Below are 22560 nucleotides of genomic sequence, written 5' to 3' on the forward strand. Positions count from 1 at the left end.
AATTTCAAGTCTATATTTCCATTTCCACCCATTATAAAATAGAAGGATGTAAAACTTAAGAAATGCAGATTCAATCTTAAGAAATTCTTAAGATTTCTATTACATTAATGTTAAGATTTTGCGTTTAGTATAAAAATATGAAAAGAGCACCTTGAAAGCAGGGGGATTATGGATAACTATTATGTACTCGTCGTAGATGATGAAAAAGAGATAAGAGATGCCATTGAAATTTATCTTAAAAATGAAGGCATTACTGTATTGAAAGCGAAAGATGGAATCGAAGCTCTGGAGATATTAAATGAGAATCAGGTGCATCTGATCATTTTGGATGTCATGATGCCAAAGCTCGATGGCATTTCAGCTACATATAAAATTCGCGAAAAGAAAAACATCCCGATTATTATCCTGAGTGCCAAAACAGAGGATACAGATAAAATCCTGGGGCTGCAGGTAGGAGCTGATGATTATGTGACCAAGCCTTTCAATCCCATGGAATTGGTTGCCCGTGTGAAATCACAGCTGAGAAGATATGTGACATTCGGAACGTTCGAAGGAGTCAAAAAGGTGATTGATCTGAACGGTCTCATGCTGGATAAGGAAGCAAAAGAAGTGAGTGTTAATGGAGAGCCAGTGAAAATGACTCCGATCGAGTATAAAATTGTGGAACTATTAATGACGAATGCCGGACGCGTTTTTTCAATTAATGAAATTTATGAACGGGTATGGAACGAGCCATGCTATAACGCAGAAAATACGGTGGCAGTCCATATTCGGAAAATCCGTGAAAAGATTGAAATTGACCCGAAGAATCCGAGATATTTAAAGGTGGTATGGGGAATTGGATACAAGATGGAAAAATAAATTCATCATTGCGATGATAACGGTTTTATTTGCTTTCGGAGCGAGCGGCGTTTTGTCTGTTCTCATAAACGGAAGGGAATATGCGAACCCGGACTATTTTCACACAAATCAGTTTAGAAGTGATTTGGATCAGTATGCCGGATATCTGGAAATGTTCGAACTGAATAATGTTACCCTCGAAAAAGCTAAGGAAGCAATAGAGGTGTCGGAAGAGGACATACATGAACATCGCTATCGTTATGGGACTCTTCCTGAACAAATAGATAATATTAGAAGCCAATATGAATATAGAATCCAGGAGGCAAAGGACACTGAAAATAATGAATTTGCCAAGGCTTTATCCGATCAGATGAACAAAAGAATCGAGGATATTACGAAGAACTTTGAGAGTGATGAACACGTACGTCCCAAAGTGGTAAAAGAAAAAGAAGAAAAGATAGAAGAGTTTTTCAAGGAAAAAGAACAATTGCGGGATCAGTATGATTATTATGAGGATTCATTTACTTACTATTTTGAGGACACTTCCACTGGTGAAGTATACACGAATTTAACTTTGTCCAAAAATGAGTCTCCGGATGAAGCAATGAAAAAAGAGATGGTTTATCGTACTGATTACACCATGGACAAAAATTATTTCCTTCGTTTTATTATGGGGGGGTATGAGGAGTTTGAACAGTCTCTTACAGAATCGCAATCAGGCTACTTTAAAGGACAAATAGGCCTGGCTAAAAACCTTCCTGATTCAAATATGTTCATTGACCAAAATAATCATTTCAAACAAAAGCAGATTGTATTATTAATTTATGGCGGCTCAGCGGTATTGGCCATTATCGCTGCATTGATTGCAGGCAAAAAATCAAAGGCCCTGTCTGCTGAAATCAAAAGGTGGGAGCCTTTATACAATAAGCTGCCTATAGATTTAAGAATAATTTTCTTGGGGTTGGCAGTAATAGGCAGCAGTTTGGCGCTATTTCTGATAAATGATTTTCTCATAGACTCCTACAATATCCTGCCGCGTGTTATTGAATTAATTATTGTGCTTCTGGGAGCATCGGTTCTTTGCGGTTTGACAATTGTTCAGTTCAAATATATCGCTGGTGAATTTAAGGATCTGGAAAACGCAAAGGCAGTTTTGAAAAAGAGTCTGGTCTATAGAGCGGCTGGCGGTTTGAAAACCAGCCTGCAGGAAGCCTTTTTAAACCGGAGTACAGGAACGCAGCTGTTTGTTGTTTTATTAATCATCTTTGGAATGGGAATGGGTTCAATTGTCATGTTCTTTCACCCGCTATTTGCCCTGTTTTATGTAATGGTATTAACGTTTGCAGGTATTCCGTTAGTTATGGCACTAATCAGGCGCGCAGGCTATTTCAACCGAATTGTCGAGACCGCAAATGAATTGGCAACGGGCCACATGGGACAGGACTTGCCGGTTAAAGGAAAAGGTGTTCTGGCTGCACTCGCAGGAAACATGAATGTATTGAAACAGGGTGTTAAAACATCTCTAAGCGAACAGGCAAAAAGTGAGAGGCTGAAAACGGAACTGATTACAAATGTCAGCCATGATTTAAGGACACCATTGACTTCAATTATTACGTATACGGAGCTTCTGAAGTCAGGTGAGGTTTCACAAGACGATCGCTCAGCCTACCTTGAAATCATTGACCGAAAGTCAAAACGATTAAAAGTTTTGATTGATGATTTATTCGAAGTCTCGAAAATGGCGAGCGGCAATATTGAGCTTCGGAAGGAAAGAGTGGACCTTGTACAGTTGCTGCAGCAGGCGCTTGCAGAGCATGATAACGCCATTAGTGAATCCAATCTGCATTTCCGTGTAACCAAGCCCGATCATCCGGCAATCGCATATGTGGATGGCCAAAAGCTCTGGCGTGTTTATGATAATTTAATAGGCAATATTCTAAAATATTCTTTGGAAAATTCACGGGTCTATATTGCGATAACGAAAATGAAAGGCCAGGCAGTCATTACGTTTAAAAATGTTTCTAAATACGAACTGGATGACCAAAGTGAAGAATTATTTGAACGGTTTAAACGAGGAGATAAATCAAGGCATACAGATGGTTCTGGCCTGGGCCTCGCTATTGCCAAATCGATTATTGATCTTCATGATGGAAGTCTTGAAATAGATACAGATGGTGACTTGTTCAAGGTGAGCATTTCACTGAATATAGAGGAGTAAGGGAAGAGGATGAATTATGGATATTACCGAGCTGTATACAAGTCATTATAAACGCCTATATCATATATGTTTCTCGATGACAAGAGACGCTTATCTTGCGGAGGATATCGTTCAAGAAACTTTTATTAAAGCCATGAAGAAAGCGGAAACGATTATCGATGAAGAAAAAGCGGGGGCATGGCTGTCTGTCATTGCCCGAAGGACCGCCCTGGACGTTATTCGCAGTGAAAGGCGGAAGGCTGCTGTGCCGATGGAGCAGGACATGCTTGAAAGCCTCGGTGTAACTACAAAACAGAATGTCGAGCAGGAAGTTGAATCCGGCTTTGCTGCTAAAGAAATCACCGGGGCAGTAAAGCAGCTGACAGACAGCTATAGAGATATTCTTTTGCTGAAGATAGACCGGGGATTAAAAGAAAGGGAAATAGCGGCTATGCTTAATTTAAATCCATCAACTGTAAAAACCAGGATCTTCAGGGCTCGAAAGCAGCTGAAAATGATGGTGCAAATGGGGGCTTAACAACGAATAAGAGAGCAAACGGCCAATAATATCGGCCGTTTGCTCTCTTTTAAATTTATCCTTCCGCCATTGGCACCGGAGCAGACTCCGTTCCAATAGACTCGTACTTCTTATCGATATTGGTGCGGATGGTTTTTAGATCCGTTCCATTTTCAAACTCTTGTTTTGCCTCAAGGGAAATATCAGGTCAATTGTCTTCCCAGCTTTTGCATAGCAGACGTCCGAATTAGGAAATAATAATATAAACTTTCGAGAAAGAGACATAAGGAATAGATATGATCTTACTTATTGTTTCAATAATCGCCTTTAATATGGCTGCCTTCAAAATAAATAAAAAAATTACTCCGAGCCAAGTATTGCAAATCTGGACTTTTACGGTAGCTTTTCAGATGTTATTTGATTTAATTGTTGAATTCAAACATCATCATTATTGGTACTTTTCTCCAGGTGTTGATTGGGCAGGCTTGTTGCCGAGGTTATTCTTAATTCCGCCGGTAAACATCATTTTTTTGAATGGATACCCTTTTTCAAAAAGCGTCTTTAAAAAAATGGTTTTTCTGCTTTTCTTTGTTACGGGAATTATCCTTTATGAAATGGCAGCTCTGCTTCCTGAACCATGGGGTTACTTTAATTATGGTACATGGAAGATATGGTATTCGATTATGGTAGATCCATTTCTTCTGCTGACTCTCGTTTTATTTTATAAATTAATGATTTTATTAGAGCAGAAAAGTTCTTTACATAAAAAGTATTGAAACAATATAAGGCGTGTATTTATTGGTTTCCTTATCTTTCTTTGGACATTAATCTGATTGTAATCAGGTACATGTCAAATTATTTCTCCTGGAAATGGTGATATCATGCTCCCTATTATTTTGCAGCTTGCGCTGGCATTTTCATTTTATTAGCTCAAATTAAAGCTTCCTGCTTGTGCAGGAAGCTCATTTATTTGTTTGGGAGCCTATCTTTATGCCTGGCCATTCTGTTATTGAACAATTTCCCGGCCTCCTGCTTTATCACATCTCGAATTATTCTTAGTATTTTCATTTTTATCACCACTATAGGAATACGCCGTAAAAACTTTCTGTGCCAGTCCATGTATTTGGTAATATGAGAAAAAAATGAACAAAAGACTCCTGCTTCAATTATCAGAGGCAGGAGTTTTTTATTGCATTTTTGGGGGAGATCATTCAATTTTCGATAAAACCATATTTTCCCCTGATTAAAAAAGGTTTTTACTATTGATATAATAGATGGATGTGTACAGCGGAGGTGAAAACAGCATGAATGCATTTATTAATGTGCTTAAAGAATCATTTAATTTCAGCGGAAGATCCAGACGAAGAGAATATTGGATGTTTATTTTGTTTACATTTGTCATCTCAATCATTTTAACTATTATTGAGATGATGTTTGGATGGGAGATTACAGAGGACATTGGCATCCTTACAACTCTCTTCTCTCTGATTATGTTAATTCCGAGTCTTTCTGTAACTTTCAGAAGACTGCACGACACCGGGAAAAGCGGCTGGTGGATCTTAATATCTTTGATTCCTTTAATCGGAGGGATTATTATCCTCATCTTTACTCTAATGGACAGTGAACCTGGAACAAATAAATACGGGCCTAATCCTAAAAAAGCAATATAAAAAAATCTCCAGCCGCCTCGGCTGGAATTTTTTTTGAAACTATTTTTTAGAAAATTCGTATTACATTTAAATGGTATCTTTACCCGGAAGTGAGGTATTTAGATGAGGAATAGAATATTGAAGAGACTTTCCTATCTTTTTACTGGTGAAACAACGAGCCTCATAATGTTTGTTTTTATCAGTTATCTGGTGAATTATACATATTCTGATCTCCATTTATATTCACTATTTTCTTTCTGGTCATCATTTCTGCTGCTGGAGTTCTTACTCCTTCAAGGATCCATTTATTGGTTTGTAAAATGGAAGCGCCTAAAAAAGGAAAATACATCAGCTGCCCCGATCAGGCTAGTTGAGCAGTTATGGGCCATAAAAAAATGGAACATTGCTATGATAATAATAATTCCGGCTGCCTTCATAGCAGATTATATTATGTGGCTTCCGTCAACACCTCAGGGACTGACGATTGCCGCCTTTATTTATATCTTTGCCATCCTTGAGTATGTTAACTATTTTCATATTCAGCTATCTTATGATAATCGCTCTGACATTAACAGCCTCAAGCAGTCAAAGCGCTTTAAACAAGCATCTTTGAGCAAGGATTTTAAAAGGCTGAAAAAATTAAAAGGAGAAAGCAGGAATTTACGGTGAACATACGGAACAGACATGACAGGGAACTGGTAGAATCAGCAGAATCGGTAAGGTTTAGAAGGAATAATGTATATGGGAGTTGGCCAGGTGTGAATGGGATTATATGCTAAATACAAAGGAAGAGATTCTGAACTTCCACGACATAGAAAAAGAATAAATGCATTCCATTGAAAAGGATTTGATCCATGATCAAAATGTATTGTCTGTTTTCTATGGCGGTTCGATAGGAGAGAACAATACGGATTTATTGTCACAAGGTTGGGCTGGAAGAAAAAAGTGATAGGGTGGAAAAGATACTCGGAATGGTTCATTGAGACATAACATGTTAATAGAAGAAAGCAGGCGAAACTTATGGCGAAAGTAATTGGATTTGAATTAAACAGCCAGGATCCGGAAAAAGCAGCTGAGTTTTATTCAAATGTTTTCGGATGGGAGATTGAAGAACCGAATTGGGGATATTGGCCAGTTAAGATAGAAAATGACAAAAGTCAAGCGGTAAATGGGGGCATCAGTAAAGGGCCAAACGATTACCCGCATGGACATCAGCGGCATGAAGATCAATGGTATTTCTGTAGAAGACTTATTCCATGCCTATGAGCAGGTAAATAACAAATAAAGGGTACTGCACCAGATGCTTTATGAAGAATAACGACGAAAAAGACAAGGGTCGAAGGAAAATGGGAGTTAATCGAGAAGTATAACGATGAAAAAGGCGAGGGTCGAAGGAAAAGAGTAGTTAATCCTGTATTTGCTTCAAAAACGGTTTCATCAGTCTGCATTTTATTTCTCCCATTAGGTTTCTAATGAATCCCAATCTTACTGAAGTTATAAAGGAGGCCATTCTATGAGCTTAGGTGCAAATTATCTAATGATCGTAAAGAAAATGATTCAAGGCAGCGAAGGAATTAGCGGATATAACCATTCAGCGGCTTTCCAATGAGGATTTGAATTGGGCTTGCAATGAAGAGTCCAATAGTACAGCGGTAATTATCAGGCATATGAGCGGCAATATGGTTTCACGGTGGACCGATTTTTTGACATCAGATGGAGAAAAGCCTTATCGAAACAGGGATGAGGAGTTTTCGACAGCCGCAGCTTCAAAGGATGAACTAATAGTGATTTGGGAAAAAGGGTGGAAGGTACTGTTTTCCGCTTTAGATAGTTTAAATGAGCAGGATCTGCTTAAAAATATCACTATTCGAGGCGAGAGCCATCTAGTTATGGATGCAATAGAAAGGCAGATGGCACATTATTCTTACCATGTTGGGCAGATTGTTTATATCGGCAAGCTAATAAAAAACGGGGAGTGGGAAAGCCTTAGTATTCCGAGAGGGAAATCTGATGAATTTCTTAAGGAAATGCTCGGCAAACACGATGCCGGAAAATAGGCGGTTTATTCATTTGCAATCGGGGGGGGGGGGCAAATCATTTAGTAAACTAAGAATATATATTGCATGGGCTTCAAAGTTTTTTGTATAAAACATAAAAAGAAAACGGCACTGTCCATCCAGTGCCGTTTTCTTTTTATATTTATATGCTTTGACTTTTTTTGCGCTTGTTTACATATTTGTAAGTGAACACAATAATGATTGCTGCAATGATGATCAGGGCAAGAGGCAAGGCATAGCTATTAAAGATTTCCTCTGCTTCTTTATAATGAGGGCCCAGTTTATATCCCAAATAAACATAGAATGCGGTAATCGGCAGCATTGCGACGAAGGTATAGATAGAGAATTTCCACACATTCATTTTGGCCATCCCGCATGGAATGGAAATCGCTGTACGCACAACTGGCATAAAACGGGCAAAGAAAGCAACCCCCGAGCCATATTTATCAAAGAACTTGTCCGAAGCATCAATTTGTTTTTGGGAGACTAAGAAATATTTTCCGTATTTTAATACCATTGGGCGCCCGCCATATCGGCCAAGTGCATATAATGTCAGTGGTCCAATCGTTCCCCCCACTGTACCTGCTAATACAACTAAATAATAATTAAAGTCTCCCTGGAAGACCCAAAAGCCCGCTAATGGAAGAACTACTTCTGCCGGAACAAACTCAAAGCATAGTGAAAGCAATATTCCAAAGTAAGAAAACTGTTTTAAAAATTCAATAAAGCTGATGATAATTTCTGACATAGCCACACATCCTGTTGATTAATAAGAAAAGCGCAAGCGCCTTGCCCACCCCCGACAAGCACAAGACGAGCCTCTCGGAAAGGCGTTCTTTGCCTTTTTGGGAGGATTGGCTTGTGACCTCGAGGGGGTAGGCGCTGGAGCTAGATAATAAGAAAAGCGCAAGCGCCTTGCCCACCCCCGACACCTCGAGGGGGTAGGCGCTTGCGCTGGACAGTTCACGAAATTCGAAGATATAAAACGTACATAAGTCAGTCTAACGGGTAATAGGAAAACAATCAAGTATTTATATAGACATGCAAAAAAGAAACGGCAGCTGCCGAAATCGGAGCCGCCGTTCTTCCTAGGCCAATAGGGGCTTGCTTTTAAAAACCTCCAGATAATGCAGCTGGTGTCCATCTTTTTCGTGGACCTTGAATGTGAATCCATCAGCTTCAATCTCTGTTCCTATCTCTGCTTCCATATGCTGTGTCAGGAACCAGCCGCCGATTGTATCAACGTCTTCATGCTCAAAATCTGTGCCTAGCAGATTATTGACATCGTCTATAAGAAGCTTGGAATCCAAAATATAGTGGTTATCGTTTAGCTTTCTAATTTCAGGAACTTCATCTTCATCAAATTCATCACGGATTTCTCCGACAATTTCTTCAAGAATGTCTTCGACAGTCACCAATCCGGAAGTTCCGCCATATTCATCCATTAAAATGGCAATATGGATGCGTTCTTTTTGCATTTTGACAAGCAGGTCATGAATCGGAATGCTTTCAATTACATGGATAACCGGATTAATAAACGAGTCAAGCTCAAGATTCTCCGGGGTGATCCTGTTTGTAAGACTGGCCGTCAGAAATTCTTTTACATTAATAAACCCTCGAATATTGTCTTTATCCCCATCTTCCACTGGATATCGTGTGTAATTCTCTGTCTGGATGGTTTGCATAATATCTTCTATTGTGTCATCAGAAGCAATCGTAATCATCTCAGTACGCGGAACCATGATTTCTTTTGCAATTCTTTCATCAAATTCAAAGATATTGTTCACGTACTTTAACTCATTTTTATTAATCTCACCGCTTTTATAACTCTCGGATAAAAGAATTCGCAGTTCTTCTTCGGAATGGGCGATTTCATGCTCGGAAGCCGGTTTTAAACCAAATATGCCAACCAGTACACGAGCAGATCCATTTAAGAACCAAATGAAAGGGAACATCAAACGGTAGAACCAAATAATCGGTGTTGCGAACGCCATTGTAACTGCCTCAGCTTTTTGAATGGCAGCGGTTTTTGGTGCAAGTTCACCCACAACCACATGCAGAAAGGTGACTAAAGCAAAGGCAATGCCAAATGATAAAATATGGGTAAGCGATTCGGCGATTTCAAATCTTGCAAATACCGGGTGCAATAACTTTTCAACAGTAGGCTCACCTAGCCAGCCCAAACCTAATGCGGTAATGGTAATCCCCAGCTGACAGGCTGATAAATACTCATCAAGGTGAGTGACGACTCTCTTAGCTGCAATAGCCCTTTTATTGCCCTCAGCAATCAGCTGATCAATTCGGGAAACACGTACTTTTACAATCGCAAACTCAGTTGCTACGAAGAATGCGGTTAATGCTATTAATAATGCAATCAGTAATAAATTTATGGTTGTCAACGAGCAGTCTTACTTAAAAGTAAGACATACACCTCCTAAAATGGTAATGATCCTTATAAAGTTCACTACTTAAATTGTGCCCAAATAGATATCCATAATGCTCCAAAAACCCAAAAAAACAGTTTTGGCACAGGATATCAGTTGAGCAGTAAAAGCAATGTCTGAATTAATGATAAGCTTTCATGTGAAATATTCTTTTTGACATATTCGTATTTTTCGGGATCAGATTTTTTAAGCTGAGAAAGTGCTTTTGTCACATCTTCCTCCAGATCCTGAATTTTGAGCCTTAGTTCAAGAACATCTACCTCTTCAGAAAATCGGCTGATAACTTTTTTCTTTATTTCCTCCAGCGACAAACCATCCGCTTTACATTTTTCGATAAAAGCAATACGTTCGATGGCGGAATAATCATAATAGCGATAATTTGAAGGGGAACGTTCTGCTTTTAGCAGGCCAAGTGAAGTATAGTAATCAATCGTTCTCTTAGTAACCTTTGCTTTTTCAGCCAATTCACCTATTCTTAACTTCTCAGCCCCATGAGGATTCCTCCAAACTGTTACGTGATGGTTATGAATCTAATTATACTAAAAAATAATAGAAAATCAATGAATTTGAATAAAGAAGCAAGCAGGGTGGAAGAGATATCCACAAAAAAATAACACCGGATAACCGGTGCTATTTTGCATTTAGGCTTTAACGGCCTCTTTCTTTGCTTCTGTTTCCGCTACAATCACTGCGCATGCAGCATCACCTGTAATGTTGACTGCTGTTCGGGTCATATCAAGCAGACGGTCAATACCAATGATTAATGCGATACCTTCAACAGGAAGATTGACAGAGTTAAGGACCATTGCAAGCATAATCAAACCGACACCAGGCACACCAGCTGTACCAACGCTTGCAAGAACGGCAGTAAGGACAACCGTGATTAGCTGTGTCAATGTTAAATCAACATTATATACCTGGGCAATGAAAATAGTTGCAACACCCTGCATAATGGCTGTTCCATCCATATTAATGGTTGCACCGAGAGGCTGAACAAAGCTGCTGATTGATTCAGGAACTTTCAGATTTTTTTGGGCAGTATTCATGGAAATCGGCAGTGTCGCATTACTGCTTGATGTACTGAAAGCAACACCCATGGCCGGCGCAAAGCCTTTAAAGAACCATAGGGGGTTTTTCTTTGCAAGTAAAGCAATAGAACCTCCATAGGTTAAGATTGCATGTATAAATAATGCAAGAAGAACTACGATCATATAAAGTCCCATAGCTTTAATGGCACTTAGACCCTGGCTGCCTACAGCAGAAACGATCAGGCCGAACGTTCCATAAGGAGCAAATTTCATAACCAGGTTAACAAGGTACATCATCATGTCATTGCCTTGTTCAATAAGGTTTAAAATGCCTTTAGTTTTATTCCCAAGCATGGTTAATGCAAATCCGACAAAAATGGAAAAGGTGATAATCTGAAGCATGTTGCCTTCCGTAAAGGCTTTTACCGGATTGGTTGGTATAATATTCAAAAGTGTCTCAGAGACAGGTGGAGCTTCTTCAGATTCGTACTCCACGTTTGTTACGTCAAATTCCCCAACGTTACCTGGCTGAAAAATATAAGCCAATGCAAGCCCGATAACGATAGCGATGCTGGTGGTAATCAGGAAGTAAGAGATTGTCTTAATCCCAATTCTTCCTAATTTCTTTGGATCACCGAGGCCTGCTGTACCAAGAGCGATTGAAAAGAAAACGATCGGAACAACAAGCATGTTAATCAGATTCAAAAAGATTTTTCCTAGCGGTGTAAATAAAAACTTGTCTAGCTCAGGGAAGATTCCAGGCGCAAATAAGTTAATCAGAAGCCCTGTTATTCCCCCGGCGATCAAAGCAAGAATAATTTTAGTAGATAATTTCATACACGGTTCCTCCAATGGATAAAGTAAAAAAATGTAAAATAGATGCAAAAAAACATTTTGCCTTTCCTTTATTACCCCAAATAAACATAAACCTAACTTAAAAAGGCAACAAAAAAACACAGAGGTAATAACCACTGTGCATTTATGCAGTGCTTCCCTCTCAACACGCTTACGAGGTTAGCTGCCGGATTCGGGTCTTGAGAGTACCCTACCTGTAAAAGGATTCACCCCAGGTACTTTTATTAAAAAAGTACGATTGGTTCCCCCGCTCAATTAAGATTAAGCGAAAATTATTAGTGTTTTTTTAATATATTAACAATAACCATAAAAGTTGTAAATCATACGATCTTCTTATCTATGATTACTATAATTCAAATAGTAATTTAATAGGAAAGGTCAATTGGATTTTTGAGCAATAAGATTAGAATTTAAGCCAGCTTAAAAGTGGATGTCTTTTTTTGTCCTTCACTTTCAGTTCCTTCTTATTCAGCTTGTCTTCATGTTCGGCCAGCCACTCTTTTAACTCTTCTTTATCCTTGCATTGCGTATAATAAGTCTCGCCGTTTTTCCCAGTGGCACTCACAACATATCTGCATGTATTTCCCATAAAGCACCCTTTTCAAAGTAATTTCTTATAGAATTATAACAAGATTTATTATAATGTCCACCATTATTTTTAAGGATTATGGGAATATGGGTTATGGGGAATTTGCTGTTGAAAATATGTATAATAAAAATCCAGCTAAGATTTACGCTGGATTAGCTTCTGCATTTATAAAATTGGTTCTGCAGCTTATTGATTATTGGAAAGGATTTTTCATGTTGTCAGCTTCTGGGGGAATGATATTTCCTATTTGCGCAAAACAGTAATAAAGCCGTCCAGAATATCATGACTAACAGTAAACCCTTTACGTGTATAAAATTCAAGGGCCTCTGTATTCCCATTTGACACATAGATAAAATAATCTTCCACATCTTTAAATTGACTTAACCATTCCATCGACATGTTAAATAGGATTGATCCAATTCCATATTGTCTGTAGCCATCTTTTATATAGAATTGTGATAAGCAGCCAACATTGTCTTTCCCGACTGTAGTTAGATCAAAAAAAGTAGCGAAATCATTGGAGTAGGCTTCCTTAGGAGAAACGTTGGAATAGACATAGCCCACGATTTCTTCATCGTCCTTAACGAACACAATATAATTATGTATAGCAGATTTTACGGATGGAATCATTCTTGTTTCAAAATTCATGCTGTCAAAACGCTCAGGTGTTATATGTGCCTTAGATTTCTGAAAAGCCATCAGCTCATTGCATAAATCCCGGCAAAGGCTGATTTTTTCTTCTGTTATCACTTCATATTTTAAATTCATCCTATTCACCCCTTTAGTTTTCATTTTATATTGGAATGCCTTCATTCGTCTAAAAAGAGGAAAATTATCTTTGATAGAGAAATTAATTTAAAAACTAATATAAAAAGAGGGACCATAATGATTAAGGAAATTAATATTAAAGATCGAAAAGCTGCCGAGCAGGTTCTAAGCGTACAGCTTCCCGCGTATAAAATTGAAGCTGAAATCATTGGATGTCCTGATTTGCCGCCTTTGAAGGATACGGCTGATGCCTTGCGTATAACCGGAGAGACCTTCTTTGGGTATTTTACTGGTGAAAAATTATGCGGTGCGATTTCTTTTAAAGAGAAAAATAATGTCTTAGATATTCATAGACTGATTGTACATCCTGAACATTTTAGAAAAGGAATTGCACAAAAGCTGCTGAACTTCATTGAACTGAGGCCGATGATTGAAAAAATGATTGTCACAACAGGCTCTAAGAATACCCCTGCTGTCGCTTTTTATATAAAGAATGGTTTTAAAGAGCTTGAGAAAATGGAAATTAATGAATCACTGACTATTACTGCATTTGAGAAATTTTTATAAAACACTAAATGGTTAAGCGAATCTTTCATTTGGAAGAGTCGCTCTTTTTAACAAAAATATGGAAATTTATGATATGTTTTTATAGAGTCCGCTATTACTGTCCCGCAATTGCTTTAGGTTATTGGAATAATACCTTAAAGGGGAGTACTCATGTTAATTAGAAATTATGTTAAAAGGTTAAGTTCTGTAATTAAAAATGCTGGTTTTTCTGGTGTGGTACTTGTTAAAGAAAAGGAGGAAATGATCCTTCAATTAGCAGAGGGGGAGGCTGATAGAGCAAATGAAACCCCCAATAATCCAGGCACCAGGTTTGGCATTGCCTCCGGGTGTAAGATTTTTACGGCGGTTGCTATTTGTCAATTGGTCGAGAATGGATTCATATCATTCGAATCAAAACTTAAAGATGTATTGGAGGATATTTTCCCCTTATTTGATGAGACAATTACCATTCATCACCTGTTAACCCATTCATCCGGAGTGCCTGACTATTTTGATGAGTCAGTTATGGATGATTTTGAGGAGCTGTGGAAAGAAAGGCCAATGTATCTATTAAATCATCTTAGAGATTTTCTGCCTATGTTCCAGAATAAAAAGATGATGTTTAAGGCGGGGGAGAAATTTCATTATAATAATGCCGGATATATACTTTTGGGTTTAATTATAGAGAAGAAGACAGGACTGAGTTTCCAGGATTATATCCAGTCCCATATTTTTGAACCATGTGTAATGAAGGATTCAGGCTTTTTCCGATTTGACAATCTTCCTGAAAAAACAGCAATTGGTTATATAGATAGTGAAGAAGATGGGACATGGAGAACCAATATTTACTCATTGCCCATCAGAGGCGGTTCTGACGGAGGAGCCTATGTTACTGCTCAGGATATGATCTTATTTTGGGAAGCATTGTGTAATGATAAGCTTCTGAGCGAGGAGTATACTGAAAAGCTAATGACCCCGCATGCCAAAGCAGATGAGAATGAGTATTACGGCTACGGAGTATGGATCAGCAAGAAAAACGAAGTCATCTTCAAATATCACCTCATGGGCTATGACCCGGGAGTCAGCTTTTATTCAGCCTATTATCCTGTTAGCGGAATAACCCTTGTGGTGCCATCAAATAAATCATATGGGCCATTTACTGTAATGAAAGAAATTGAAAAGGACTTTTAGTGAAGCTTAGATACAGACGTTCAGTTTTGTATCTGATCGGGCCTGTTTAAAAAGGAGCGGTTATATGAATTTTAATTTAAGAGAAGCTATTGAGATTCTTGAATGTACACCCCATACGCTGGATGCATTACTAAGCGGTCTATCTTCGGAATGGCTTAATGGCAATGAAGGGGAAGGCACGTGGAATGCTGCCGAAGTGGTTGATCATTTGATTGATGGCGAGGAGAAAAATTGGATTCCACGGCTGAAATTTATTCTGCAGGAAGGGGAAAGCAAGCCCTTCCTCTCATTTGACCGCTTTGCTCATTTAAATGTGTCAGAGGAACTATCACTTGAAGAAAAGCTTGAAGTCTTCAAAACCCTTAGAATGAAGAATTTGGCCACACTTAGGGGTATAACTGATCTGGAAATTCATTTCGAAAAGACAGGGCTTCATCCAGCATTTGGTCGAGTAAGAGTCAGAGAATTGATTTCCACTTGGGCTGTGCATGACCTTACGCATATTTCACAGATTTCACGAGTATTGGCAAATAGATACAGGACTGATGTTGGTCCTTGGATTGAGTATCTGGGCATTTTAAAAAAGTAAGCATTTTAAATTGCACCAAGGTTAAGTTTTGTAAATTCTGCGTGAAAAGTAAAGTTTTGGGACCAAAACCTCATGATATGGCCGAAGGTGTTCATTTATACTTGGAGATGATTGTGACTCTTCTGATTATTTATAAGTCCTTTCAAAAAAATATGGAGGCGAATGAATGCTGAATCGTAAGAAAAAAGGCCTGCTGTTAACTTTTATTCTGGTTACTGTCATTCTGATCGTGATGCAGCCCATTCAAAATTCTATAACCAGGGCAGCTGCCGGGGATGGCTCCTGGTCATCACCTTATTCCGTTTCACAGGGAATCAATACTCAAAACAACTCTTCCAAAACTGTTCAAGGCTATGTGGTTGGACAGCCGACAGCGGCAAATACGGTTATTGCCAGCGGGTTTCCAAATGACTATGCTTTGGCCCTGGCGGATAATCCATCAGAAACCAGCACAGCCAGGATGCTTTATGTTCAAATTCCTTCCGCGTTTCGCTCAGCTTTCGGCTTAAAATCCAATCCATCTTTGATTGGAGAAAAAATTAAGGTAACCGGAACGCTTACCGCCTATTTTTCTCATCCTGGGCTAAAAGATGGGACGGGCTTCGAACAAGCTGGTGATGGAACAGCCGATCCCGGCCCTGAACCAGGAGGATATTATGATGCTGCAAACGGTAAAACAGGAGTGTCTTTAAAAACAGCCCTCCATACGATCATTGATGACCACACGGAAATTTCCTATTCGAATGTATGGGAAGCTCTGCGCGAAACAGATGAAGATCCTGCCAATCCCAATAACGTCATTCTTTTGTATACTGGCCGTTCTCAGGGGAAATTCACCAATGGTTCGGGAGTTAATGATTGGAACAGGGAGCATGTTTGGGCTAAATCTCACGGGGACTTTGGAACAGCAATGGGTGCGGGAACAGACTTGCATCATTTGCGGCCAACAGATGTTTCTGTAAATAGCTCGAGAGGGAATCTTGACTTTGACGATGGGGGCACCCAGCATACAGAGGCACTGGGAAACTACTATGATTCAGATTCCTGGGAACCCAGGGATGCAGTAAAAGGCGATGTTGCGAGGATGCTTTTTTATATGGCTGTCCGTTATGAAGGAGACAGCGGAGAAGTGGATCTGGAGCTAAACAATCAGGTTAATAATGGCTCTGCTCCTTATCATGGCAAAATGTCTGTCCTGCTTGAGTGGCATAAGGAAGATCCAGTAGATGATAACGAGCGGAGAAGAAACGAAATCATCTATTCTGATTACCAGCATAACCGCAATCCATTTATAGATCATCCCGAGTGGGCATCAGCGATTTGGGAATAATCATTGGGAAAGCACTTTCCGTTACAGGGGAGTGCTTTTTATTTTACTTATTATGTTAAAAAAAGATTGACAAGAGATTTCCATGGGAGTAATTTATATTTATTAATTTCAAAGTAAACCTTTTTGCTGAATCATTATGAGCGGGGGAACCAATTTTGATAAACCTGGTTTATCTTGGGGTGAATCTTAGCATATTAAAGCTAAGAAGGGATACTCTCAATCCCTAATCCGACAGCTAACTCCGTAAGCCGAATCGAGAGAAGGGTTGATGGAAACCATTAGCCATTCTTTTATTAAGAGTGGTTTTTTTGTGTTCATTTTTAAAAAAGAAGGGAATTTCTTCAATGAAAAAACAGTATGCTGTATTTGGTTTAGGCCGCTTTGGCGGAAGTCTTGTAAAGGAATTTCATCAATTGGGAGTGGAAGTGCTCGCAATTGATGTCGATCAGGAGAAAGTCAATCAATATGCCCAGTTTGTTACTTATGCAGTTCAAATTAATGGTGTTGATGAAGCTGCGATAAAGCAATCAGGCATAAAAAATATTGATCACGCATTCGTTTCATTTGGTGAAAACATTGAGTCAAGCATACTGACATCATTGTTATTAAAAGAAATGGGAATTCCAAAGGTGTGGGCAAAGGCACATAATGAGTACCACGCCAGGGTGCTCGATAAAATTGGCGTCGATCGTGTTATCCATCCGGAGCGGGATATGGCAAAGCGGATTGCCCACCATATTGTTTCAGAAAAAATGATTGATTATATTGAGCTGTCTGAAGATTACAGTATGGTTGAGATTGTGGCATCAGATAAAATAGCCAATAAATCCCTATCTGAATTGAATATAAGGGCTAAGTATGGCTGTAATATCGTGGGGATTCAGCGCGGGAAGGAAATTATCGTTACTCCGCCCGCTGAAGAGGTCATTCTAAGGGGAGACGTCCTGATTGTAATGGGGCACAATAAAGGGATCGGCAGGTTTGAGAGGCATGGTGTATAAGCTATTTTAAAAAATCCATTTTAATGAAGGAGATTATGGACCATGTACAAAGAAAACAAGAGGACAAGGAGAATTGAACGGCCCACCAAATGGATCAGTATGAATCCAGCCCAGGCTTTGTCTGTTGGCTTTTTAATTCTAATAGGGATTGGCACTTTGCTTCTAATGCTGCCTTTTGCTACGAAAGACCGGCATCATCTATCGTTTATTGATGCATTGTTTGAAGCGACATCTGCTGTTTGTGTTACAGGGTTAGTCGTAGTGGATACACAAACAACATTTACAGTTTTTGGCCAGGTAGTACTTATGGTCCTTATACAGATAGGGGGCCTTGGATTTATGACATTTGGGGTTCTCATTGCCATCATGCTTGGAAAGAATATTGGTTTAAAAGGCAGGCTGATGATCCAGGAGTCACTAAATCAGCTTTCGTTAGAAGGAATGGTCAGGCTGGTTAAATTCGTAGTAGGCTTTACCTTAGCTGCTGAAGCAATTGGTGCATTAATTTTGGCCATACGCTGGTCGTCTGATTTTGGCTTTCCCCGCTCAATATATTATGGCATTTTCCATTCGGTTTCTGCCTTTAATAATGCAGGTTTTGACATAATGGGCCAATTCAGGAGCGTTACTGAATATGTTGGGGATTTTACTGTCATAATGACGCTCAGCTCCCTTTTAATTATCGGAGGGATTGGCTATATCGTTGTACTTGATGTGAAAAGAACCAAGAGTTTGAAAAAACTTTCTTTGCATACAAAATTAGTTCTGCTGATGACGCTCATTCTTAATTTGCTGGGAACAGTATTTATCTTCGCGCTTGAATATAATAATCCTGGTACGCTTGCCAATTTGCCTTTAAAAGATAAACTATTGGGTGCGTATTTTCATGGGGTAGTTCCAAGAACGGCTGGCTTTAATTCGCTGAATATGGGCGAATTAACATTAGGGTCTCAGCTGGTAACAATGCTGCTCATGTTCATTGGAGGGGGATCTGGCGGTACTGCAGGCGGCATAAAAGTAACTACTTTTGTTTTGATTTTCCTTGCAGTCAGAGCGCTGATAAAGGAAGAAGATGACGTGAGCCTGATGGGAAGGCGAATTCCGAAGGATCTTATTGTCAGAGCTTTTACAATAACCGTATATTCAATAGGGTTCATTTTCTTTATTCTATTTATTTTATCAATAACAGAAAATGCTCCATTAAACGTTCTTTTATTCGAAGTGATATCCGCTTTTGGGACGGTAGGCATGTCGATGGGGCTGACACCTGAATTGAGTGCAACAGGAAAAGGGTTAATTGCATTTATGATGTTTGCAGGAAGAGTCGGACCAATCACAATTGCTTTTGCACTTGCACGAAGAAAAGGAAAGGCCAAATTTAAATTTGCAGAAGAGAAAATCATGATTGGCTAAGTAAAGGAAAGTTATCTGGTGTACATGACAGAATAATTTAAATTCAATAAAATTTTCCACCATAAAGAGGATAGGAGATTTTAAATGAAAACCAGATTTAATGACTATATAAGCATTAAGATCCATCAAATAGACCTGACCTTAACAAGCTATATTAAGGCTAAATTAGCCCACTTAAATATTGCCCCAGAGCAGAACCTGATTCTTATGCTTCTCTGGGAAGAAGACGGATTAAGCCAAAATGAAATCGCCAGGCGGCTGGATAAAGATAAATCCAATATTACCAGAATGCTGAGCAGTCTTGAAAAGAAAGGGTTTATCAAAAAAAGCATGAATAAAGAAGACAGCAGATCTCTGAATGTCTATCTAACTGAAAACGGCAAAAATCTCAGTGAGTATGTATATCCAATCACAGAGGAATTTCACTCGATCGTCACATCGGGTATTACGAAGGAAGAGCTGAGTATTGTTGATGATGTTTTAATGAAAATGAGAAGAAATGTGGAGGGTAATAATTAAAATTAAGATTAAGATTGTGGACGGTGCAGGATAGAGTGGGAGGCTCTATCCTGTTTTTTTTGAAGGTCATGAAGCAGAATAAGGTCGCCATAAATCTATTCTTTACTCTAAAGAGAATCATTTTATGTGCAATTTAAAACTTGAACTATCTGAATTAGCAGGTAAATCGATTCAGTTCCTTCATAAATAATATTTAAAATTGTTGGAAATGAAGCAATTAAGACGACAGAAGGGGAACAGATTCGATATAATTATGAAGTCCCCCGAAATAGGCTTGCTGCCATTAGAGTTTTTAAAGAAAAATAAGAAGGAAGTTTGATCAGGTGAAACTCATCAACAAACTATTCTCAAAGCAAAAAACGGCTTCGATTGAATTTTGTCAGCGGAATCTGGATGAATTTTTAAAAGAAGAGAGTTTTGCTGCATTTAATCAATTTCTGAGCCAGAAGAATATTAATTATAAAGAATACGAATGTCAGAGCAGATGCAAAGAATGCAGGCAATCACCCTTTGCACAGGTAGACGGGAAGCTGATTGCAGCGGAGAATTCGGATGAATTATTGATAAAATTGAAAGAAGAAGTAAAGAAATAGAAGGAATTGGAGCGATCCGATTCCTTTTTTATACAATATTAATTTTTCTGGCGTAACCTTGAATGGTTTACGGCTGCTCAAAATAACAAAAACAAAGTCAGAGTGATGCATTTAGTGCATCTCTCTTTTTTGGGAGGTAGATTGAGAAAGCGAATGTACTAATTAATCTATTACTGATCCTGAAGGAGCATCGCCTCATTCATATAAAAAAGAAGGAGCATTATTGCTCCTTCCCTGCACCAAGATCTTCTGCCAATTCCATAATCGCTTTGTTGATTCTCCAGACGAAATAAAGGTGATGAATCAAATCACGCTGGGATTGCTGCCTTGCTGGTGCCAATCGTTCAATTTGTTCCCTTTCATTTTCAAGACTATAGACAAGCATGCCGTCTCCGCTGTCTTTAATCAGATCCATTAATGTCTCAATATTTAATTCAAGCTTTTCTTCAATGCTTATAAAAACATCGGTCAGCTCATCGGGATAGTCGAATCCTTTTCGGTAGGAGGAAGCTACAAGGTGTCTTGCATAGTAATTGATAGCTGAAAATAGTGTAATCCATTTATTAACATCAGCATGGCGCGGGGATCCGGGTTTCTTTATCAGGGATTGCGCTTCAACGTTTATGGTTTTAAGTTTTTGATCCAATAAGAAGCCTTTGCCTGAAAGCTCCTTAACGTTCACATCTTCCCGGAAACTTCTCACATACTCAGTGACATACGGTTTCAGTTCTTGTAAGTAGTCATTTAAGGTATCCGCCACTTTTTCCTTCGTTTTCTTTGGGAAAATAAATAAGGAAACTCCGAATGCAATGCCGGCACCGGCAATTGTATCGATAACCCTTGCGCTGATAAGCGAAAATGAAATACCTCCCAGTAAAAGATCATACATAAAAGCAACCAGCATCGTAATGAACATGCTCATTAACGTATAGGATACCTCAAACAAATAAAAGGCGAAAAAAACCGCTGCAAAAATCAGCGTAATTTCCAGGAAAGAATGGCCGCTGACCACTCTTGCAAGTGTAAATCCTATTACTGCTCCAATAATCGTTCCAACCGAACGCTGAAAACCTTTCGTATAAATGCGCCCGATTGACTCGGTTCCGAGCAAAACAATAAAAGCTGTTAAAAGAACCCAATAAGGCTGGTCAGGCGAAAGGATCTCACCAGCAATGATTGAAATGATTGCAGCAGTCAATGCCTGGAAAGCCTTTTTGGTGGAAGGTTTGATGCTCTTATCATCTTCAGATGGTTCATCTTCAGTATCGCCATCAGCTGTCTCTTCGGATATTTTATTCTCATTGTCGTTCACTTTATGAAGTGCCTGCTGTATGGTTATGCCGCCCTCGATGACATGGTTCGCAATGGACTCGATCCGCCTGATCAAAAACAGCCATCCTGCAGGTTTGTCTTCCCGGTTGAACAAATCAATAATAAGAAGGCGAAGTGCCTGTACAGCAAGCTCTGCTTCACGAAGATTTTGTTCTTCATACTGTTGGGCAAGAACTTCAGCATCGCGAAGAGAACGGGTTACCCAAACCAGGAGTTTTCTCAGCTCATCAATTTCAAGAGCATTCGCTTTTTTTAAGCTTCGAATTGAGTCTGTCAGTGTTTCAATCAGCATACCCGCATCAAATATATATAACCTCAGCTGGGAAGAGGTCAGCCCAGGCCATAATTTTTGAACATCTTCATCATTTACATACTCCGAAACCATGACAGCATAATCCCTGAGCTTCAGCACGTTTCTCTGCAATTCCTCCCGCTGATGAGAAGTCATATTCTCTTTCTGCATCCCCTCAATTAAGAGATTGAACGTAAAATTACTTTGGAAATGAAAGGAGCGGATGCTTCTTTTCAGGTTTTTCGCAGTGTCCTGAAAAAGGATGAAATTGAACAGGAAAGCATACGCGATCCCAATCCAGATGCCGAAGTAAAAGGAGGGAAGCTGACTGCCTGATAACTTTAGAATAGATGAAAAATAAAGTGTCATGAATGCAATCATGCATAAAGAAAAATACCGCACTCCAAAGCGGGTCAAATAAAAGCTTGAGAAGATTAACAGAACCATTGCAATATCGACAAAGACTGTGCTTCCCCCCAATAGGGAACCCATCGATACACCTGCCATGGCTGAAAGTCCAAGTAAGCCAGTTGTGAGCATCTTACCTTTTTTAGTGTCATCCATCACAATCATGATGCCAAGCATGCCAGCCATTCCGGACACTATCGACGGAGTGAGAGCGGCAGCAGAACCAGCACCAGCCAATTGCATGATGAGCAAAGTCGTAAAGACCGAAGCCATTAAACTTAAGGTGGCCCGTCCAGCTTTTTGAAATCGGATAAGCCCGGGATCGGATGCCAGCAAACGTCCGAGCCACCGGTGTTTTATAGGAAATTGCTTCATTGTTTCACCAATCTTTTTAGAGAGTTA

At 39.2% G+C, this 22560-nt stretch carries 21 protein-coding genes, 4 pseudogenes and 2 riboswitches; of the genes and pseudogenes, 18 read left to right on the forward strand and 7 right to left on the reverse strand.

Annotation, left to right across the window (positions count from 1 at the left end; all coding sequences use genetic code 11):
* The first annotated feature begins 168 nt into the window (after positions 1-168).
* From QUF73_00945 to QUF73_00980, 8 genes and pseudogenes are all read left to right on the forward strand, one after another.
* Positions 169-861 (forward strand): response regulator transcription factor, encoded by a 693-nt coding sequence (locus QUF73_00945; GenBank protein ID MDM5224772.1) that lies wholly within the window; start codon positions 169-171, stop codon positions 859-861.
* Positions 839-3058 carry a HAMP domain-containing sensor histidine kinase gene (locus tag QUF73_00950; GenBank protein ID MDM5224773.1) on the forward strand — a complete coding sequence of 740 codons (2220 nt, stop codon included), beginning with the start codon at positions 839-841 and terminating at the stop codon, positions 3056-3058. The genes QUF73_00945 and QUF73_00950 overlap by 23 nt, the downstream gene beginning before the upstream one ends.
* 16 nt (positions 3059-3074) lie before the next feature.
* The gene (locus tag QUF73_00955) at positions 3075-3575 is read left to right on the forward strand and encodes an RNA polymerase sigma factor (protein ID MDM5224774.1); all 501 of its coding nucleotides are present in this window, start codon (positions 3075-3077) and stop codon (positions 3573-3575) included.
* 275 nt (positions 3576-3850) lie between these two features.
* Positions 3851-4330, forward strand: coding sequence for a hypothetical protein (locus QUF73_00960; GenBank protein MDM5224775.1), 480 nt, complete (start codon positions 3851-3853; stop codon positions 4328-4330).
* Positions 4331-4858: 528 nt separating this feature from the next.
* Complete coding sequence (locus QUF73_00965; protein MDM5224776.1) at positions 4859-5224, forward strand: DUF805 domain-containing protein; 366 nt, start codon at positions 4859-4861, stop codon at positions 5222-5224.
* A gap of 102 nt (positions 5225-5326) precedes the next feature.
* Complete coding sequence (locus QUF73_00970; protein MDM5224777.1) at positions 5327-5872, forward strand: general stress protein; 546 nt, start codon at positions 5327-5329, stop codon at positions 5870-5872.
* 351 nt (positions 5873-6223) lie between these two features.
* A pseudogene (locus QUF73_00975) lies at positions 6224-6412 on the forward strand (hypothetical protein).
* Positions 6413-6716: 304 nt separating this feature from the next.
* Positions 6717-7260: pseudogene (locus QUF73_00980) on the forward strand (DUF1572 family protein).
* A gap of 142 nt (positions 7261-7402) precedes the next feature.
* Here the strand turns inward: QUF73_00980 and QUF73_00985 are convergent.
* The 5 genes from QUF73_00985 to QUF73_01005 form a co-directional block, all read right to left on the reverse strand.
* Entirely contained in the window at positions 7403-8008 is a 606-nt protein-coding gene (locus QUF73_00985) for a DedA family protein (protein MDM5224778.1), read from the reverse strand.
* 340 nt (positions 8009-8348) lie between these two features.
* The gene (locus tag QUF73_00990) at positions 8349-9659 is read right to left on the reverse strand and encodes a hemolysin family protein (GenBank protein ID MDM5224779.1); all 1311 of its coding nucleotides are present in this window, start codon (positions 9657-9659) and stop codon (positions 8349-8351) included.
* A 137-nt stretch (positions 9660-9796) separates the two neighbouring features.
* Positions 9797-10168: a MerR family transcriptional regulator gene (locus tag QUF73_00995; protein ID MDM5224780.1), complete on the reverse strand. Its 372-nt coding sequence runs from the start codon at positions 10166-10168 to the stop codon at positions 9797-9799.
* A gap of 177 nt (positions 10169-10345) precedes the next feature.
* Complete coding sequence (locus QUF73_01000) at positions 10346-11569, reverse strand: dicarboxylate/amino acid:cation symporter (GenBank protein ID MDM5224781.1); 1224 nt, start codon at positions 11567-11569, stop codon at positions 10346-10348.
* Positions 11570-11719: 150 nt separating this feature from the next.
* Positions 11720-11865: riboswitch (cyclic di-AMP (ydaO/yuaA leader) on the reverse strand.
* Between the two features lie 125 nt (positions 11866-11990).
* Positions 11991-12176, reverse strand: coding sequence for a hypothetical protein (locus QUF73_01005; protein MDM5224782.1), 186 nt, complete (start codon positions 12174-12176; stop codon positions 11991-11993).
* A 53-nt stretch (positions 12177-12229) separates the two neighbouring features.
* On the opposite strand from QUF73_01005, the gene QUF73_01010 reads away from it, so the two are divergent.
* Positions 12230-12439 carry a hypothetical protein gene (locus QUF73_01010; protein ID MDM5224783.1) on the forward strand — a complete coding sequence of 70 codons (210 nt, stop codon included), beginning with the start codon at positions 12230-12232 and terminating at the stop codon, positions 12437-12439.
* Here the strand turns inward: QUF73_01010 and QUF73_01015 are convergent.
* Entirely contained in the window at positions 12420-12944 is a 525-nt protein-coding gene (locus QUF73_01015; protein ID MDM5224784.1) for a GNAT family N-acetyltransferase, read from the reverse strand. The two genes, QUF73_01010 and QUF73_01015, sit on opposite strands and share 20 nt — an antisense overlap.
* Before the next feature lie 117 nt (positions 12945-13061).
* On the opposite strand from QUF73_01015, the gene QUF73_01020 reads away from it, so the two are divergent.
* The 9 genes and pseudogenes from QUF73_01020 to QUF73_01060 all read left to right on the forward strand — a co-directional run bounded on the left by QUF73_01020 (position 13062) and on the right by QUF73_01060 (position 20126).
* Positions 13062-13511 carry a GNAT family N-acetyltransferase gene (locus QUF73_01020; GenBank protein ID MDM5224785.1) on the forward strand — a complete coding sequence of 150 codons (450 nt, stop codon included), beginning with the start codon at positions 13062-13064 and terminating at the stop codon, positions 13509-13511.
* Between the two features lie 150 nt (positions 13512-13661).
* Positions 13662-14681, forward strand: coding sequence for a serine hydrolase (locus QUF73_01025; GenBank protein MDM5224786.1), 1020 nt, complete (start codon positions 13662-13664; stop codon positions 14679-14681).
* Between the two features lie 64 nt (positions 14682-14745).
* Positions 14746-15270, forward strand: a complete 525-nt coding sequence (locus QUF73_01030) for a DinB family protein (protein ID MDM5224787.1) — start codon at positions 14746-14748, stop codon at positions 15268-15270.
* 232 nt (positions 15271-15502) lie between these two features.
* Positions 15503-15862: pseudogene (locus QUF73_01035) on the forward strand (DUF6359 domain-containing protein).
* 60 nt (positions 15863-15922) lie between these two features.
* A pseudogene (locus QUF73_01040) lies at positions 15923-16600 on the forward strand (endonuclease).
* 114 nt (positions 16601-16714) lie between these two features.
* Positions 16715-16865: riboswitch (cyclic di-AMP (ydaO/yuaA leader) on the forward strand.
* Positions 16866-16944: 79 nt separating this feature from the next.
* Positions 16945-17601, forward strand: coding sequence for a TrkA family potassium uptake protein (locus tag QUF73_01045; protein ID MDM5224788.1), 657 nt, complete (start codon positions 16945-16947; stop codon positions 17599-17601).
* Between the two features lie 42 nt (positions 17602-17643).
* Positions 17644-19014 (forward strand): TrkH family potassium uptake protein, encoded by a 1371-nt coding sequence (locus tag QUF73_01050; protein MDM5224789.1) that lies wholly within the window; start codon positions 17644-17646, stop codon positions 19012-19014.
* Between the two features lie 84 nt (positions 19015-19098).
* Positions 19099-19533: a MarR family transcriptional regulator gene (locus QUF73_01055; GenBank protein ID MDM5224790.1), complete on the forward strand. Its 435-nt coding sequence runs from the start codon at positions 19099-19101 to the stop codon at positions 19531-19533.
* A gap of 323 nt (positions 19534-19856) precedes the next feature.
* The gene (locus tag QUF73_01060; GenBank protein MDM5224791.1) at positions 19857-20126 is read left to right on the forward strand and encodes a DUF1450 domain-containing protein; all 270 of its coding nucleotides are present in this window, start codon (positions 19857-19859) and stop codon (positions 20124-20126) included.
* A 220-nt stretch (positions 20127-20346) separates the two neighbouring features.
* Here QUF73_01060 and QUF73_01065 read toward each other — a convergent pair whose 3' ends face one another.
* Positions 20347-22533 carry an FUSC family protein gene (locus QUF73_01065; GenBank protein MDM5224792.1) on the reverse strand — a complete coding sequence of 729 codons (2187 nt, stop codon included), beginning with the start codon at positions 22531-22533 and terminating at the stop codon, positions 20347-20349.
* Between the last annotated feature and the right edge of the window lie 27 nt (positions 22534-22560).

Origin of the sequence: Cytobacillus sp. NJ13 (genome assembly GCA_030348385.1) — a bacterium.
Classification (GTDB): domain Bacteria; phylum Bacillota; class Bacilli; order Bacillales; family Cytobacillaceae; genus Cytobacillus.

What these genes read in the sequence shown, in the direction of transcription:
- QUF73_00945 (MDM5224772.1), top strand. Translation starts at nt 169, where the DNA reads ATGGATAACTATTATGTACTCGTCGTAGATGATGAAAAAGAGATAAGA.
- QUF73_00955 (MDM5224774.1), top strand. Translation starts at nt 3,075, where the DNA reads ATGGATATTACCGAGCTGTATACAAGTCATTATAAACGCCTATATCAT.
- QUF73_00960 (MDM5224775.1), top strand. Translation starts at nt 3,851, where the DNA reads ATGATCTTACTTATTGTTTCAATAATCGCCTTTAATATGGCTGCCTTC.
- QUF73_00965 (MDM5224776.1), top strand. Translation starts at nt 4,859, where the DNA reads ATGAATGCATTTATTAATGTGCTTAAAGAATCATTTAATTTCAGCGGA.
- QUF73_00970 (MDM5224777.1), top strand. Translation starts at nt 5,327, where the DNA reads ATGAGGAATAGAATATTGAAGAGACTTTCCTATCTTTTTACTGGTGAA.
- QUF73_00985 (MDM5224778.1), bottom strand. Translation starts at nt 8,008, where the DNA reads ATGTCAGAAATTATCATCAGCTTTATTGAATTTTTAAAACAGTTTTCT.
- QUF73_01000 (MDM5224781.1), bottom strand. Translation starts at nt 11,569, where the DNA reads ATGAAATTATCTACTAAAATTATTCTTGCTTTGATCGCCGGGGGAATA.
- QUF73_01005 (MDM5224782.1), bottom strand. Translation starts at nt 12,176, where the DNA reads ATGGGAAATACATGCAGATATGTTGTGAGTGCCACTGGGAAAAACGGC.
- QUF73_01010 (MDM5224783.1), top strand. Translation starts at nt 12,230, where the DNA reads ATGTCCACCATTATTTTTAAGGATTATGGGAATATGGGTTATGGGGAA.
- QUF73_01015 (MDM5224784.1), bottom strand. Translation starts at nt 12,944, where the DNA reads ATGAATTTAAAATATGAAGTGATAACAGAAGAAAAAATCAGCCTTTGC.
- QUF73_01020 (MDM5224785.1), top strand. Translation starts at nt 13,062, where the DNA reads ATGATTAAGGAAATTAATATTAAAGATCGAAAAGCTGCCGAGCAGGTT.
- QUF73_01025 (MDM5224786.1), top strand. Translation starts at nt 13,662, where the DNA reads ATGTTAATTAGAAATTATGTTAAAAGGTTAAGTTCTGTAATTAAAAAT.
- QUF73_01030 (MDM5224787.1), top strand. Translation starts at nt 14,746, where the DNA reads ATGAATTTTAATTTAAGAGAAGCTATTGAGATTCTTGAATGTACACCC.
- QUF73_01045 (MDM5224788.1), top strand. Translation starts at nt 16,945, where the DNA reads ATGAAAAAACAGTATGCTGTATTTGGTTTAGGCCGCTTTGGCGGAAGT.
- QUF73_01050 (MDM5224789.1), top strand. Translation starts at nt 17,644, where the DNA reads ATGTACAAAGAAAACAAGAGGACAAGGAGAATTGAACGGCCCACCAAA.
- QUF73_01055 (MDM5224790.1), top strand. Translation starts at nt 19,099, where the DNA reads ATGAAAACCAGATTTAATGACTATATAAGCATTAAGATCCATCAAATA.
- QUF73_01065 (MDM5224792.1), bottom strand. Translation starts at nt 22,533, where the DNA reads ATGAAGCAATTTCCTATAAAACACCGGTGGCTCGGACGTTTGCTGGCA.